Consider the following 16,148-nt stretch of genomic DNA (forward strand, 5'->3'; position numbering starts at 1 on the left):
ACTGTTAACATCTCCTCTATGTACCGTTGTAATAAAAGTGTGGAAGGCTTCCTGGCAGCATTGAGCCAGGAAGCGCTCGAATCTCGTATGTTGTAATGTGTAAGTATACTATTGAGGACGCTCTTCGATGAATGGAAGCTCCGGGCAGAATACGACGACGCCTCGCCGTCGCCCCTGGTATGTCCCCAATCTGACAATGCGAATAGTGATTGCTCTGATCATTGCCTGGCTGGTTGTGATGGTGTTCTTCGGAACTTCAGCTATTTCTCATTGAGCCTGTGTGTGCTGTTGAAGCAACTGCCAGAAACCTGCGCCTGTCAGGTGTTCGGCTTTGTCCTGATCGCTTTGCATAATCTGTAGCGCCTGGGCAATATCGCGATTTGGAGCTAGCGTAAGGTCTGATCGGTTGTCCTGCACCGCTTGCACTATTTCGCTGGCTACCTGCTCGGGAGTGAGCAAGGCTTCGATATGGAGTAAGTTCATCGGATCTTGTTCCTGGTGAATCATGGGTGTGTCAACCCACGATGGATAAACAGTTGTGACACCGATTTCGTTTGCGCCCGTTCCATATAGCTCGGCTCGTAGTGCTGAGGAAAAGCCGCGTACGGCCCATTTGGTTGCAGCATATCCTGTAAGCATTGGTGGACATAATTTTCCTGCGACCGAACTGAGCAGGACAAAATGGCCATTTCCCTGTTGTCGCATCGTGGGCAGTGCCGCTCGGACGCAGTGATAGGTTCCCATAAAGTTGATATTCATCATCCGTTGCATCTCATCACCTGTGAATGCATCTACCGGGCCTCCCCGACCGATACCGGCACTGGTCACTACCAGATCGATACGTCCACAGGTGCTCAGGGCTTCGCGCATCAAATCCTGCACCTGCTCTTCTTGCGTGACATCCGTAGTGACGACGATGACCTGCTCTGAAGAACTGGCGTTGCTTTCACGTACCAGTTGCCCTGCCTGCTGTAATCCCTGCTCGTTGATATCGGCCAGCACAACATGCGCCCCTTTCCTGTATAATGCGCGTGCCGTTGCCAGTCCAATTCCGCTCGCTCCCCCAGTGATAACCGCGACTGCTCCTGCGAAGTCTTTCAATGGCATGGAACACTCCTCTCGACAGAGAAACTCTTCGTATCAACAATCTTATTTATCGATCTTATCTTTTTCTGTATCGTCCTGTCAAATCCTGCACCTGATTCTTTTTTGCTGTGTGCCACAATTTTCCAGTTGACACAATTCTGGTTTTGCTACTATACTCCCTATGTCCTTTGATATTGACGAGCAGGCATAACATGAAATTGGCAACACAGAAACAGGCACCGCACAGCATTCAGCCGCAGCGCTGGCTCAAAAAGCGGCGACGGCTCTCTCTCGCATTTATCTATAGTATTTTATGTGTGGTATTGCTGATAACTGTTGTGCTGGCCGTCAGCTTTGGTTCTGTCTCTATTCCTTTTACTACCATTGTACGTATCCTGTTAAATGGCTCCGGGCTGTTCCACTTTGCGCGGCAGTGGGATGCGACAATCGAGATCATCGTCTGGCAGGTGCGTATGCCAGTTGTGATCGGCGCAGCCCTGGTCGGTGCAGCCCTGGCGGTCTCCGGCGCGCTGTTTCAAGGCATGTTGCGCAATCCTCTGGCTGATCCCTTCCTGATCGGTACGTCTTCTGGTGCGGCGTTGGGCGCGACGATTGCGTTTGTGCTGCCCTTTGCCACGTTCTATGGCACGTATTTTCCGCTAACGATGATCCTGGCTTTTCTTGGCGCGCTGGCAACCGTGTTTTTCGTCTATGGTATTGCGAGGAGCGGAGGGCGCACTCCTGTCGTCACGCTATTGTTGGCCGGGGTTGTGGTTAATGCCGTTCTGGTTGCGTTACAAACGTTGATTCTGGCGCTATTTCCGCGTGAGCAGTTCCAACTTCAGGCGCTCTTTAACTGGCTCTCTGGCGGCATTCAGGTCACGAACTGGCTTCCCCTGGTGAGCGTTACCATTGTTGTCGTCCTGGGGATGGCGCTTGCCTTGAGCTTTGCTCGTGTGCTGGATAGCCTGGCGTTAGGGGAGGAAAGCGCAAGCCACCTGGGATTGCATGTTGAGCTCTACAAGTTTTTGATCGTCGTGACCGCATCGTGCCTGACCGCCGCCGCCGTTTCGATTAGCGGGCTGGTGGGCTTTGTTGGATTGGTAACACCGCATGTGATGCGCCTGTTGCTCGGCCCCAACCATCGCACATTGCTCCCGGCCTCCGCGCTTGGCGGAGCCATTTTCCTCACCCTGGCTGATCTGCTGGCACGTGTGGTCGTTGCTCCAACGGTGCTGCCAGTCGGGGTCTTTACTGCCCTGGTGGGAGCGCCGTTCTTCCTGCTGTTGTTGCGCAGAAGCAGGAGGGATTATCGATGGTAGCGACCATGCCGCCGATCTTACAGGTGCGCGATGTCACTTTTGGCTATGACTCGCAACCGCTTTTCTATACTGTGTCGGTGCAGGTGCAGCCCGGGGAGATGGTTGGTCTGCTGGGACCAAACGGCTCTGGTAAGACAACGCTGCTGCGACTGATAAGCGGGTTCTTGCAGCCGCAACAGGGCCATGTTTTGCTGGAGGGACGCGATCTGAAGCAATGGGGACGCAAAAAGGTGGCGCAACACATTGCCCTGGTGCCACAAGAACTGCATGTTCCCTTCGCCTTTACCGTCGAACATATGGTGAGCCTGGGGAGAACGCCTTTTGTCACCTCGTTCTTTGGCTCTCATACGCGTCAGGATCAGATAATTATGCAAGATGCGATTGAGGCTGCTGGAGTCGCACCGCTGGCAGAGCGAGTCTTTAATGAGTTGAGTGGTGGAGAGCGGCAGCGCGTGACGATTGCGATGGCGCTGGCTCAACAGCCACGTGTGCTGTTGCTCGATGAACCAACCTCCCATCTCGATATCAAATATCAGATTGAGACACTGGAACTGGTGCAAAAGCTGAACCGAGAGCGTGGCGTGACCGTGATTGCGGCCATTCACGATCTGAATCTGGCGGCCCGTTACTTCCCTCGTTTGTTGCTTTTTCAACGTGGGGTTGTGGCCGATGCCGGGCCTGCCGAAGTCCTGGAGACGGGATTGCTGCGGCGCGTCTATGGGATCAATGTGCAGGTCGGCATTTTGCGCGGTGCCGCCCATCTCAGCGTCTTGCCGCCAGCCAGTGATGTGCCGTTAGAGCCGGCGGAGAGGGCTGACATATCACGCGTACATGTGATGGCCGGTGGTGGCAGTGGAGAGGTCTTGATGCGTGCGCTGGCCGATGCGCGCATTCCCTTTGTTGCCGGTGCTTTAAATATTGGGGATAGCGATCATACGCTGGCATTGCGTTTAGCCGATGAGGTGATTACGGAGCAGCCTTACGCCCCTATCTCCTCAGCAGCGCTGGCACAGGTACGTTCTAGCCTTTCCTATGCGCCACTACTCATTTTTTGTCCCACTCCCATTGGTCCTGGCAACCTTGTTTTGCTGCAAGAAGCGGCGCAGGCAGCTCATCGTGGGTTGCCCGTGCTGCTGCTTGCTGCTTCCCCTGAGCAAATGGCAGACGAAGATGCATGTGAAAGAGAGTATCGCCGCGAATTTGCCGCTCGCGATTATACAGATGGCGAAGGAGGAAAGGCGCTGGAAGTACTCTTGCAATCTGATGCCGTCGTGGTACAATCAATAGGAGAAGTGCTTGAAATGATCAAAAAGCGCCAGTCTCTCCTCACCGAAGCCCAAATTTCCCCTGAATGAAATATAACCAATGGTTATGATTTAAATAACTTGCAATTATGATATAAATGTGGTATGTTGTTGATAGTAATCGGATCAGGCAGTATAGCGCTTTAACCGGGTTGGAAGGTCTGCCGATAAACACCAGCACATCTCGTGTATTTCTATTTGACTTTCGGTTTTGAGGAGAAGAAAATGTCAGAGAACAAAGGTTACGTTCATCCAGAGGTTCTGGTAGATGCTGATTGGGTACAGGCTCATCTCAACGATCCCAATGTGCGATTGATTGAGGTGGATGTAGACACAAAGTCATATGAGCAAGGCCATATTCCCGGTGCCGTTGGCTTCAACTGGCAGAAAGAGTTGCAGGATCAGGTTGTTCGCTCTCCCCTGGATAAGGCGCACCTGGAAGAACTGTTGAGTAGCGCAGGTGTGAACAACGATACAACGGTGGTGTTGTATGGCGATAACAATAACTGGTTTGCAGCCTGGGCACTCTGGATTCTCAAGTACTACGGCCATAACGATGTGCGCCTGCTTGATGGCGGTCGCGTAAAATGGCTTGCTGACAAGCGCGAAATCAGCACTGAGGCTCCCTCCTATGCTCGCACGAGCTATAAAGCTGGCGAACCCAATGACGATATTCGCGCCTTCCGCGATCAGATCCTCAGCACGCTTGGCAAAGAGGGCTTTACTCTGGTTGATGTCCGCTCTCCTGCTGAGTTTAGCGGTGAACTGCTTGCGCCCGCTAACCTGCCTCAAGAGGGTGCTCAGCGTGGCGGACACATCCCCGGTGCTGCCAATGTTCCCTGGGCCAGTGCGGTTCGTGAAGATGGCACCTTCAAGTCGGCAGACGAACTCCATGCTATTTATGGTGGTAAAGGGGTGACGGCCGATAAGGATGTGGTTGCATATTGCCGCATCGGTGAGCGCAGCAGCCATACCTGGTTCGTTCTCAACTACCTGCTGGGCTACAACAATGTGCGCAACTATGACGGCTCCTGGACCGAGTGGGGCAGCTTGATTGGCGCACCCATCGAGCGCTAGCTGCCGGCCATTTATTATAAAAATATAAAGACAGGCATGCTTGGCCTTGCTAGACGCTAAATAAGAAAAGATGTACGCATTTGATAAAAGACGTACATCTTTTCTTGCTCTATGGTTGTTTTTTCTGTATAGATCGTGATAAGATATTAGGAAAGAGAGTCCAATCGAAAAAATTGTCAGGCTCATTTTTGCTCTGATAGATAAATAGCTGGTCGATGAAGGTTTGTACGCGCCCGGCTTATGAGAGACACTTCGAGAGGGGGATGTTGAGGAGAGTGTATGTCTAAAGAAAAGCCCGTCGTGACGCTGCGATTGCCGTCAACGTTGAGCGCTTACAGCGGTGGCAAGAGTCAGATAGTGTTGCAAGCTGAGACGGTCGAGCAGCTTTTGAGTCTCCTGGAAAAACAGCATCCTTCGATATGGGAATATCTCTGTACGCAGCAAGGGCATGTGCGCGACCATGTGAAGATCTTTGTGAATAATGCCGTGATTACAGGCTCTCAAGGGCTGGAAACTCCGCTCAAATCAGGTCAGGAAATCATCGTACTTCCCGCCACCTCTGGTACATAATCCTCTGCATCACTTCCGACCAAAGCTCGTCGGTAATGATATACTATATTGCTATAGCATATCGTTTTCTATCTGGCCGTGTTTTTGAGCTAAAGAAGTCGGATGTTACATGAAGGCTGAACCACAAAAAAATACCTCCCCTGACTCCGCTATTGATCCTGCTATCGTTCCTGTTGCTACCTCGCCGTCTTACTGGGCTGTCCTGCGCAATCGCGATTATGCGCTGCTTTTCTGGGGTTATCTGATCTCCTCTGCTGGCACGCAGATGCAGATAGTGGCTGTAGCATGGCAGGTCTATGAACTGACCCATTCCGCCGTTGCCCTGGGCATTATTGGGTTACTCCAGGCTATCCCGCGCTTGCTGTTCTCGCTGGTTGGCGGTGTTTTTGCTGATGTGCTGGATCGGCGTAAAATGTTGCTGACGATTGAAATTGCGATGTCGTCTGCCTCGGTTGTGCTCGCGCTCTGCACTCATCTGCATATGATCAATATCTGGATTATTTATGTCGTTGTACTGTTCTCTGCCACCATCTCGGCCTTCGAGTTCCCGACACGGCAGGCCATTATCCCGACGCTGGTGCCACGCGCACAGATGGCCAGTGCGGTCTCGTTAAGCTCTGTGATGATGCAGTTGACGTTTGCTATCGGCGCGGCCTTTGGCGGCTATACCGTTGCCTGGTTGGGTCTGGTCAACACGTACTGGTTCGATGTGATTACCTACGGAGTTGCCATTACGACTGTTCTGCTAATGGTTGTGCCTGCTATTCCCTCTGAGAAGCGTGCGCAGCCGGGCTTGCAGGCATTTACCGCTGGCATGCATTTTTTGCGCTCACATCCGATTATCCTGGCGGTGCTGTCGCTGGACTTTTTCGCTACCTTCTTTGGCTCGCCGAAAGCGTTGTTGCCCGTCTATGCCAACGATATTTTGCATGTCGGCCCCGAGGGACTTGGTATTCTGCTAGCGGCAACCTCTATTGGCGCGCTGGTGTTGACTCCGCTGACTGGCCTGATTGGTCGCGTTGCCTATAAAGGCGCAGGTGTGGTGCTGGCAATCCTCGCTTGGGGAATATGTATTGTGTCCTTTGGTGTGGCGGCGGGACCGCTCTGGCTCTCGGTTCTCTTCCTCGCAGGGGCTGGTGCCGCCGATATGATCAGCATGATTTTGCGCGGGCTGGTGGTGCAATTGACGACCCCTGATGAGTTTCGGGGCCGCATCAGTGCGGTGAATGCGATGTTTGTGGTTGGCGGTCCTATGCTGGGGCAATTTGAGTCGGGGGTTGTCGCTGGCTTTGTTACGCCTCAACTCTCCGTAATTAGCGGTGGCATTGCATGCATTATTGCAACGTTGTTGATTGCAGTTGCTGTTCCGCGCTTGTTGCGCGTGAAGGTTGAGTGAGCGCTGGCACAGCGAAAAATCGATTTGGAAGCAGAATCTCGATCATATATTGATGTGATGGAGATAGAAATTTGTACTGGTTCTATTGCTTTTTGTGCAGTTTTCAGGCATAATCTGGGAAGAAACTACTGAGGAGGCATGGGGTTTATGTTGGCGATGGCACGAAGCTGTGCAGTTGTTGGGTTAGATGGCGCTCTGGTCGAAGTAGAAGTGGATACCTCTAATGGCATGGCCGGTTTTACGATGGTTGGCCTGCCTGACGCTGCCGTCAATGAAGCAAAAGAACGGGTGAAAGCCGCCATCAAGAATAGCGGGTGCATTTTTCCCTTCAAACGTCTGACCGTCAATCTGGCACCGGCTGATCTGCGTAAAGAAGGCCCATCGTATGATTTGCCTATAGCCATAGGCATATTGCTCGCTTCGGGTCAGGTTCAGATGACGGATGGGCAAGTGCTGTTTCTTGGCGAGTTATCGCTGGATGGGAGTGTACGCCATACAAATGGTGTGTTGCCGATGGTGGCGGTTGCGCGTGAGAAGCATATTCAGACGGTCTTTGTCCCGGCGGTTGACGCGATGGAAGCAACGCTGGTCGATGGCATCATGGTCTATCCTGTGGAGTCGTTGGGGCAACTGGTGGCGCATCTCAATGGGGAACGATTAATCGAGCCATTTAAGCGCGATCCCTCTATTCTAGAGCGTGCGAGCGAAGGCGAGTATGCTCAGGATATGGCGGCGATACGTGGGCAGGAGCATGTCAAACGAGCATTGGAGGTAGCGGCCAGTGGAGGGCATAATATTTTGTTGAGTGGCCCTCCTGGTTCGGGCAAGACGTTGTTGGCTCGGGCCACTCCGTCCATTTTGCCACGTATGGTGATTGAAGAGGCTTTAGATGTCACGAAGATTTATAGTGTGAGCGGGATGTTGCCAGCGGAAGTGCCTCTTGTATTGCAGCGTCCTTTTCGCGCGCCTCACCATACAATCAGTCATGCGGGTCTGGTTGGTGGAGGACGTATTCCTCGCCCGGGCGAGATCAGCCTCTCTCATCGCGGCGTTCTCTTTCTCGATGAGTTACCGGAATTTGGCAAAAATGTGCTGGAGGTGCTGCGCCAACCGCTGGAAGATAAGGTCGTGACTATCTCACGGGCGCAAGGGACGATTACATACCCCGCGAATTTTATGCTGGTGGCGGCTATGAACCCCTGTCCCTGCGGTTTTTACGGTGATCCCATTAAAGAATGCACCTGCTCGGCAACAGCGATTGCGCGCTATCAGAAGCGTATTAGCGGTCCGTTGTTGGATCGCATTGATATTCATGTCGAAGTCCCAAGAGTAGATTATGAGAAACTGGCCGATAAGCGGCAGGTAGAGAACTCAAAGACCGTTCGGGGGCGCGTACAGGAGGCGCGAGAACGGCAATTGCAGCGCTTCCATGGGACAAAATTGACCTGCAATGCAGAGATGGGACCAGCAGAAGTACGCGACTTTTGCCAGGTTGATGCAGCTGGTGAGAAACTGCTGAAAGCGGCAATGCAGCAGTTGCACCTCTCGGCTCGTGCCTTTCATCGTGTATTAAAGCTGGCAAGAACCATCGCCGATCTTGCCGGAAGCGAGATGATCGCGGCCAATCATGTTGCCGAAGCTGTGCAATATAGGCCCAGAGTTGGGATGTAACTCAGAAGCGCATGCAGCATATGCCGCCCTCTGATGGTATTCATCAGATTTGCTCTCTTGCTAAGGGAGAAGCAGGTGAAGATCACCAAACTCGTGCCAGAGATAGCCTTGCGTTAAGGCTTCCTGATATGCCTTTTTGAGATGCTCGCGTGGTGCCAGTGCCTCAAGCATCAGCAAATGAGAAGCTTGTGGCTCATGCAGACCGGTGAGGAGAGCATGAACGGAGCGAATCCCTCGTTGTGGAGTGACGATGACAGGCGTCCATCCTTCTCCGGGATGCACGGTGCCGCTGGCATCGGTTACTGTTTCGAGAGCGCGTATCACCGTCGTTCCCACCGCTATGACACGTTTCCCGGCTGTCTTTGTCTGATTTACCAGGCGAGCCGTTTCAGATGGCACACGATACCACTCTTCATATGGCGGTTCGTGGTGTTCCAGGCTCGCAACCCCTGTATGTAGCAGGAGTGGCGCGACCTGCACTCCCTGTGCCACCAGTTGAGTGATCAAGGTAGGGGTGAATGCACGTCCGGCTGACGGCATTTCTGCGCTGCCGATCTCTGTTGCATAGACCGTCTGATAATACTCTAGCGGCCACTGTTCTTTCACATAGCCATAGCGAATAGGGAAGCCGTAGCGCGTCAGGTAGGCTTGCAGCATGCTTTCCGTTATGGGAAGCTGCAGGGTTGCAAGCCAGAGACGAGATCGTGACGTGAGTGGATCTACTGTTGTATTGGCGATGAGATAGGGACGATGTAACGTCACCTGCGCGCCACCCTCAAGTTGTAGCACCTCTCCTGCTTGCGCGCCATAAAACGGCTTTGTGGTGTGTTCATGGTATGAACGCAACTCGACCGTCCACAAATCGGCGGGGAGATGCGTTGAGAGATGGAGTTCCAACGGTGTGCCATCTGAGCAGGTGGCATGCAGAGCCGCGTTCATTGTGCCACTGGTATTGATGACGAGCAGATCGCCGGCGTTGAGAAACTGCCCGATCTGGCGGAACTGCGTGTGCGTTATCTGATCCGTCGATTGCTGCGAAACCATCAACCGCACTTCATCACGAGCAAGCCCGCGAGCCTCCGGGGGCGCATCAGCTTCGAGTTCGGACGGTAATATAAAATCGAACAGATCATCGTGGAAAGCAACCACCTGATCGACTGTCGCGTCGTTTTTTGAACTGACGAACTGTAATGATGGACTATTGAAAAACTTAATCATGCTTGTCCCTCTGGCGTCAGAGCATGGGCGGAGTAGCGCCCGCTTGGATAGGTTCCTGTAATGAGTGCATAGAGTCCCGGCACGCTTTCTTCTGGCAATGGTCGATCGCTGATGTCTTCCCCGGGAAACGCTTCCTGGTGCATTTGCGTTCTCATATCTCCCGGATCAACCCAATAGATGCGCCAGGCTTCTTGCTCGGCGGCCAAAACATGAGAAAGCTGTTCGAGCGCGGCTTTGCTGGAGCCGTAGCCACCCCAACCGGGATATGCCTCAACGCCTGCGTCGCTGGTGATATTGAGAATGCGAGCACCTGATTGCAGATAGGGCCGCATAGCTTGAATGAGAGCCAGTGGCGTAAGAACATTGGTGCGGTAGACCTGTTCGAGGACATCGAGCGGATAGTCGAGCAGAAAGGGCTGCGGGCTGGGACCAAGCACACTGGCATTGTTGACCAGCAGATCAAGGTTTCCATGTCGCTCAACAGCATGAGCAAGTGCCGCACGATGAGCGGGATCGGTGACATCGCCAGCCAGCGCCTCAACCTGTGTCCATTGCGCCAGTTCCGTTTTCGCCTCTTGTAGAGCTGTCTCGCCACGAGCATCGATAATGAGGTGCCAGTCGCGTTGTGCCAGATCACGTGCCAGCGCCAGCCCTAGCCCTCGCGAAGCGCCGCTGATGAGGGCTAGGGGCTGATGTGAGGAAGTATCATGTATAGTCATCTGGATTCGTCCTTTCATTTTTCTCCAGAAAAGTGTCTTGTTTGTTCTTAACTATAGCCGAAAGCGGAGGAGATGAGATCGCACAAGAGGACAGGGTTGGCACTGATCTTTTGATCAGTAGGAAGCTATGAACGATCAGTTACTCACAAAACATTTTTTGAACATTTCTCATGATGAACTGGAAGAGTTAAATGATGGGCAAACTCTATACGTATATATCAGGGTTTGTTATAATGGTTGAGTCATAAATTCCCAATACAGGAAAGACAGTACATTAATTTGGACTGACGAAGAAGAGTAGATTTATTTCCTGAAAGCTTGTTCGGTGGCAGAAAAGGAAGAAAGCCGTGACCAACACATATATACTGGACCCGGAAGATGGGGCGGAGATGGCTCGCCTGATTCATCTCGATAGGGTGAGCACACAAGCGATGGGCGGACCACTGGCAGGGTTGCCTGAACTATCAGAAACGGCTCAGGTGCTTGATCTGTGTTGTGGTCCGGGTGGCTGGGTACTTGATATCGCTTTTGCGCATCCTGAGATGGAGGTCGCGGGCATCGATGTTAGCAATATGATGATCGACTACGCGAATGCACGAGCACGGACACAGCAGTTACGCAATGCCTCTTTTGGCGTGATGAGTATCCTGGATCCGCTGGACTTCAGCGATAACAGCTTTGATCTCGTCAATGCGAGATTTCTCGTAGGAGTTGTATGTCGAGAGAAGTGGTTGGATGTTCTGCACGAATGTTACCGCATTACCAAACCAGGCGGACTGATCCGTTTAACCGAAGCCGATTTTGCGGGATTGACTAGCAGTCAGGCTCTAGCAAATTTATGCCAGAAATATTATCAGTTCAGTCAGACTCGTGGCTATGGTTTCTCTCCCGATGGTCGTTCGTCGGGCATTACCCACATGTTAGGAGGCTTCCTGCGCACCGTTGGCTGTGAAAATATTCAGAATCGCATACATGTGGTGGATTTCTCAGCAGATTCAGAAGCATGGGCCGATCTTTTTCATAATTTCGATATCGGCTTCAAAGCACTACGATTGCCAATAGTCAATGCTGGAATAGCAACTCCCGAGGAATTTGATCGCCTCTATCAACAGTTTCTTATTGAGATGCATCTCAAGACGTTTCGAGGCGTCTGGCCCTCCATGAGCGTGTGGGGAACAAAACCTCTTCCTGCTTAGAGAAAGAGAAATCCTGATTATGATACCCGCTTGTTCTTAGCAAGCCGGTATCATAATCAGGATTTATGCTACTCCTTCTGCTTTTTCTAATTAATACTCCGAAAAAAGCTAGTAACGAACCAATCACCAGTTTTATGCTTTTGTTCTACTTTTCGACATAGAAGGGCAACTGTAGAAGAGACGTTAGTTTGTACTGTCTTCGAACAGAAGTTTAACGAGATATCTTATCAATCTGTTACACAAACTAAATGTTTTAGCGCATTGGAATATTTTAATGTGTCCTTAACGCATATCGCGCTTCCATTGTGATATGCTGTTCATATAAAGTTTCTGATGATTAACCTCTCTTTACTTGTGATATTCAGGGAGATTGCTCATGCGATATTACATGAATCAGTGCCCATTATCCCAGGAAATACTTGCTTATGAATGTGAACCTCCTCTTGCGATGTTATCCAGGAGATCAGGGCTATTCTTGCTCCAGCAGGCGACTGAGACGCTTCTATAATCGATTTTGTTTCTTTTCAAGGATGGATGGATTTAGGTTGGGAGGAAGCAGGAATGCAGACCAACAACTTCGCGAGTCTTTTACAACACCTCAATCTCTCGCAGCAAAGTGGCACGCTCATTGTCAGCCGTCAGGGAGAGGCCTGGCAAGCGCGCCTGCACTTGCGAAATGGCAAATGGCTTGATTGTTCTCTTTTGAGCGGGCGTAATGGTCGGATGTTATTAGATGGCGAGCAGGTGGTTTATTGGCTTTCACAAAAGGGCACCCTTGAGTGGCAACTGGTGGACCAGCAGAGCCACGATCGCTCAAATCAGGAGCAGGACAACCAGCAGGAGCACTTCGTCAAGCCGCCAGCCTCGGTCAAGAGCAATGTCCGTCTGATACCACGCCGTCTCACACCGACTCTGAGCCAGAAGCATGCGCGAGAGGTGCGTCACATTTTTCATTTAATCGATGGCAAGCGATCACTGGAAGACGTGGCCCGGCTTTTGCACAAGCCGTATGAAGAGGTCGTGAGAATTGCCCAGATGCTTGTCGCCGAAGGGATTGTGACCATCAATCATGATTAAAGGGTACATGCCTTCACCACCTGGTATTTCAACTGTGAGCGTGGTCTATTGGTGATAGTGCTGGAAGAACTCCCAGATCACCTGACTTGCATCCAGGTGGGTTTGAGACTCTGCAGGTTGTACAGGTTCACCACTACCGGGCCAGGTATGGACTCCGCCTTCAATAGTGTAAAGAACGACATCGGCGTCCTCTTTGCATGAACTATAGCTTGTGCGCAAGACAGAGGTGCCATCGTTGGTTGCCGGTGGTGCCTCTGTGGTGACAGGTGTGGGGTCGCAAGTATCGTGGTCCACCCATTGTTGGATGGTGTCAGCTGTTGAAAGATCAATGCCCTGATCACCATCGACTTCGCCGCCTTCAAAGGGGACAGACGCATCATCGGTTCCCATGAAGAGGAGAACAGGGATAGGACGAGCAGGCTGGCAGTCCTGGGAGATATTCTGGGCCATCGTGCCTGAGACACTGGCAATCGCTGTGATTTTGTCCGCCCGTTCACATGCGAGGCGCTCTGAGAAAATACCACCATTTGACATACCGACGGCGTATACGCGCTGTTTATCAACCGCCAATTCTTCGGCGAGTTTATCGATCAGGTCGGAGACGAAGCTCACATCGTCCACTCCGTCCACATCTGGCGGCGTGGTGCCACGCCCATCAGCCCATTGCTGTTGATAGCCATCGGGATAGACCACGATAAAATTGCCAGTGTCGGCAATATCGTTCAGATGGCTTTGGCGGGCGAGATCTTTACCAGTTGCGCTTGAACCATGAAAAGCAAGCACAAGCGGAATCGGCTGTCCTTTTTGATACGAGGGGGGAAGGTGGATATAGTAGGTGCGTGTGAGGCCACCAGACTGCATAGATTCGGTGTAGTCTTTCTGTATGATGCTTGCGGTGGGGAGAGCACGCGCTGATTCTGCCTCTGTGTGCTGAGGAAGCGTTTGAGATAAGGCGGCGTGTTGTGTGCTACAGGCGCTAGTAAAAAAGCAAATAACAAGCAATACGAAAAATTTCGCTCTCACTAATATCGTATCCATTTATCTATACCCGTTTGTCTACAGAGGACAACAATCTCTCATTACAGAATATACTATTTAGAAATAAAATGTATATGTGAGAATCTTCAAGATTTTATCAAGACGGGAAGGCAAAGCACGATGGGGAGGCGTACACATTGCAAGATGGAGGATAGGAGGGAGGGGATAGAAGGTCTCTCATCAAATGAGAGACCTTGCTTTTGGCCAGAGAACTATTGCTATGCGAGGTAGCGTTCAAACCAGGCGGTGATATGACGCAGGCGTTCCAGGCGAGAGTGTGGATGGCCGCCACGCGAGAGACCATGACTCTGGCCCTCAAAGCGCACGAATTCGACCTCGCGCCCCATCCATTTGAGGGCTGTGAACAGTTGTTCTGCCTGTTCAATATTGCAACGTAAGTCCTGTTCGCTATGAATGATCAGCAGCGGAGTATGTATCTGTTGCACATAGGAGATCGGCGACATGTGCATATAGCGGTCGAGATGCTCCCAGGGCGTAGTTTCCAGATTATCTTCGGCCAGATCCCAGCCAATATCGCTACTGCCGAACATCGAAGCCATATTGGAGACACAGCGGTCTGTAATAGCAACGCGGAAGCGGTCAGAATGTCCGATGAGCCAGTTAGTCATGAAGCCACCATAGCTACCACCAGTAACCGCGAGGCGCTGCTCATCGATATAACCGCGCTGGATCAACGCATCGATGCCAAGCTGGATATCCAGCGAATCTTTCTCACCCCAGGCACCGCGCACGGCATTGGCAAAGTCATAACCATAGCCACAACTACCGCGCGGATTGGTGTAGAACACGACATAACCCTGAGCGACGAGGAGTTGCATTTCGTGGAAGAAGCCGTGACCATATTGTGTATGTGGACCACCATGAATTTCTACGACCAGGGGATATTTGTTTGATGGATCGAAATTATGCGGTTTGAGTATCCAGCCATCCATCGGCCAGCCGCCCTCGCCTGTATAGGGCAGGTATTCCGGCTCGGCCAGCCGCAGCTCTTGAAAGAACTCGTCGTTGATATGAGTGATCTGACGGGGAGCGTCGCTTGCATCAAGAGAGCGAACAAAGATCTCCTGGGGTCGTGTGGCACTGCCGACCAGGAGGGCAAGCGTCTGATGGTCAGCATCAATGCTGACATCGCGAACATGAGTCTCACCAGGTGTCAGGGTTGCAGGCTCCGGTCCCGATCCATCGGTTGGGATGGCATAGATGCGCGAAGAGCCGCGCTGTGAAGCCAGCACATAGAGGGTTTTGCCATCAGAAGACCAGGCCGGGGCAGGCATTAGATGCTCATCGCCCAGATCTGAATTTGTCCAGTCCGCACAGATACCCTCGAACTCCTGGGTTAAACAGGTTGCCGGTGCACTGTTGGCGTTTGCCGCAATAGTATAGAGAAAGACATGACCAGCAGAGCGCAGCTTGGGCGACGCCAGGAATGCAATCGTTTTGCCATCACGCGACCAGGAGGGCGAGCCAGCCGCCAGCTTTCCATCGGTGAGGCAGCGCAGTTCGCCCACAGCGCCATTTTGCAGCGGTAAGATGTAGACATCGGCTCCAGGCAAGCGCCAGCGGTCTTCAGCATGGTTGGAGACGAAGGCAATCTGCGAGCCATCGGGCGACCAGGCAGCGTCCCCATCATCCCAATCGCCGTCCGTGAGCTGTTGCAGCCCGCCACCATCGATATCAATCAAGAAGAGGTGGGAGCGACGATCATAAATAAAGCCAACGCCATCCAGTCGATACCAGAGTCGATCGATGACGCGCACTTTAGGCAATAGTTTGCCATCCTCCGTCTCTTCCTCCGAGGGGCCGACCAGCGCATTGAAGAGGAGTTGTCGATTGTCGGGCGACCAGATGGGGGAAGAGGCTCCATGCTCGATAAAGGTTAATTGTCGCGCCTCGCCGCCATCGGTGGGAATGAGCCAGATTTGTGGTTTTCCCACACCAAATTGCTTTTTGGTCTTCTTGTCGTCGGGAGCTGTTTTCGGTTCCTCTCCTTCCCGCACAAACGCCAGCCATTTGCCATCAAGCGACCACGCGGGACTGCCAGTTCCGGTTGTTTCGGCTGTAAATTGTCGTGTTTCGCCGCCATCCACTGTTGCTATCCAGAGGGATGAACGATACTCATGCTTTTTGTCATCAATGCGCGTCACCACATAGGCAACCCGCTGTCCATCAGGAGCGATTCGCGGCCTGCTTACAAATTTTATTTGATACAGATCCTCAATCGTAATGAGTCGCGCCATGCTTTCAATCCTCTCTAGTAGAAAACGCAGTTCTGCTCGAGATAGCATTACTGCTCTTCAAACTATACGCTATGAAAGTATACGATATGCGTTTGCTGAATCTCTCCTCTTTGCCAGAAGGCAAGCCACAGCCGAAAGAATGCGTTTTCTCCAGTTTCTCGTCAGCAACGCGTTTTTATTGTAATTGTGACCGGTCCCATGTATATACAATTTATG

At 52.0% G+C, this 16,148-nt stretch carries 14 protein-coding genes; 9 read left to right on the forward strand and 5 right to left on the reverse strand.

Annotated elements, in window-relative coordinates; translation table 11 throughout:
- Positions 1 to 127 precede the first annotated feature (127 nt).
- Positions 128 to 274 (forward strand): hypothetical protein, encoded by a 147-nt coding sequence (locus tag K3T83_RS30260; RefSeq protein WP_220206644.1) that lies wholly within the window; start codon positions 128 to 130, stop codon positions 272 to 274.
- Here K3T83_RS30260 and K3T83_RS30265 read toward each other — a convergent pair.
- Entirely contained in the window at positions 268 to 1,107 is an 840-nt protein-coding gene (locus K3T83_RS30265) for an SDR family NAD(P)-dependent oxidoreductase (protein WP_220206645.1), read from the reverse strand. The two genes, K3T83_RS30260 and K3T83_RS30265, sit on opposite strands and share 7 nt — an antisense overlap.
- 191 nt (positions 1,108 to 1,298) lie before the next feature.
- Here K3T83_RS30265 and K3T83_RS30270 point away from each other — a divergent pair, with 191 nt between their 5' ends.
- The 6 genes from K3T83_RS30270 to K3T83_RS30295 all read left to right on the forward strand — a co-directional run bounded on the left by K3T83_RS30270 (position 1,299) and on the right by K3T83_RS30295 (position 8,426).
- Entirely contained in the window at positions 1,299 to 2,408 is a 1,110-nt protein-coding gene (locus tag K3T83_RS30270) for a FecCD family ABC transporter permease (protein ID WP_220206646.1), read from the forward strand.
- The gene (locus K3T83_RS30275; protein ID WP_220206647.1) at positions 2,402 to 3,763 is read left to right on the forward strand and encodes an ABC transporter ATP-binding protein; all 1,362 of its coding nucleotides are present in this window, start codon (positions 2,402 to 2,404) and stop codon (positions 3,761 to 3,763) included. The genes K3T83_RS30270 and K3T83_RS30275 overlap by 7 nt, the downstream gene beginning before the upstream one ends.
- Positions 3,764 to 3,937: 174 nt before the next feature.
- Positions 3,938 to 4,789: a sulfurtransferase gene (locus K3T83_RS30280; RefSeq protein ID WP_220206648.1), complete on the forward strand. Its 852-nt coding sequence runs from the start codon at positions 3,938 to 3,940 to the stop codon at positions 4,787 to 4,789.
- Between the two features lie 279 nt (positions 4,790 to 5,068).
- A complete protein-coding gene (locus K3T83_RS30285) occupies positions 5,069 to 5,359 on the forward strand; it encodes a MoaD/ThiS family protein (protein ID WP_220206649.1) in 291 nt (96 codons plus the stop codon).
- Between the two features lie 109 nt (positions 5,360 to 5,468).
- Positions 5,469 to 6,755, forward strand: coding sequence for an MFS transporter (locus tag K3T83_RS30290; protein WP_220206650.1), 1,287 nt, complete (start codon positions 5,469 to 5,471; stop codon positions 6,753 to 6,755).
- A 147-nt stretch (positions 6,756 to 6,902) separates the two neighbouring features.
- Positions 6,903 to 8,426, forward strand: a complete 1,524-nt coding sequence (locus K3T83_RS30295) for a YifB family Mg chelatase-like AAA ATPase (RefSeq protein ID WP_220206651.1) — start codon at positions 6,903 to 6,905, stop codon at positions 8,424 to 8,426.
- A 60-nt stretch (positions 8,427 to 8,486) separates the two neighbouring features.
- On the opposite strand, the gene K3T83_RS30300 is transcribed toward K3T83_RS30295, so the two are convergent.
- The gene (locus K3T83_RS30300; RefSeq protein ID WP_220206652.1) at positions 8,487 to 9,644 is read right to left on the reverse strand and encodes an S-adenosylmethionine:tRNA ribosyltransferase-isomerase; all 1,158 of its coding nucleotides are present in this window, start codon (positions 9,642 to 9,644) and stop codon (positions 8,487 to 8,489) included.
- Complete coding sequence (locus tag K3T83_RS30305; protein ID WP_220206653.1) at positions 9,641 to 10,363, reverse strand: SDR family NAD(P)-dependent oxidoreductase; 723 nt, start codon at positions 10,361 to 10,363, stop codon at positions 9,641 to 9,643. The genes K3T83_RS30300 and K3T83_RS30305 overlap by 4 nt, the downstream gene beginning before the upstream one ends.
- Positions 10,364 to 10,710: 347 nt before the next feature.
- On the opposite strand from K3T83_RS30305, the gene K3T83_RS30310 reads away from it, so the two are divergent.
- A complete protein-coding gene (locus tag K3T83_RS30310) occupies positions 10,711 to 11,559 on the forward strand; it encodes a class I SAM-dependent methyltransferase (protein ID WP_220206654.1) in 849 nt (282 codons plus the stop codon).
- A 561-nt stretch (positions 11,560 to 12,120) separates the two neighbouring features.
- Positions 12,121 to 12,636 (forward strand): DUF4388 domain-containing protein, encoded by a 516-nt coding sequence (locus tag K3T83_RS30315; protein ID WP_220206655.1) that lies wholly within the window; start codon positions 12,121 to 12,123, stop codon positions 12,634 to 12,636.
- Between the two features lie 45 nt (positions 12,637 to 12,681).
- Here K3T83_RS30315 and K3T83_RS30320 read toward each other — a convergent pair whose 3' ends face one another.
- Both K3T83_RS30320 and K3T83_RS30325 read right to left on the reverse strand, forming a co-directional pair.
- Complete coding sequence (locus tag K3T83_RS30320; RefSeq protein WP_220206656.1) at positions 12,682 to 13,497, reverse strand: extracellular catalytic domain type 1 short-chain-length polyhydroxyalkanoate depolymerase; 816 nt, start codon at positions 13,495 to 13,497, stop codon at positions 12,682 to 12,684.
- Between the two features lie 395 nt (positions 13,498 to 13,892).
- Complete coding sequence (locus K3T83_RS30325; protein ID WP_220206657.1) at positions 13,893 to 15,932, reverse strand: S9 family peptidase; 2,040 nt, start codon at positions 15,930 to 15,932, stop codon at positions 13,893 to 13,895.
- Between the last annotated feature and the right edge of the window lie 216 nt (positions 15,933 to 16,148).

The organism is Reticulibacter mediterranei (assembly GCF_016587455.1).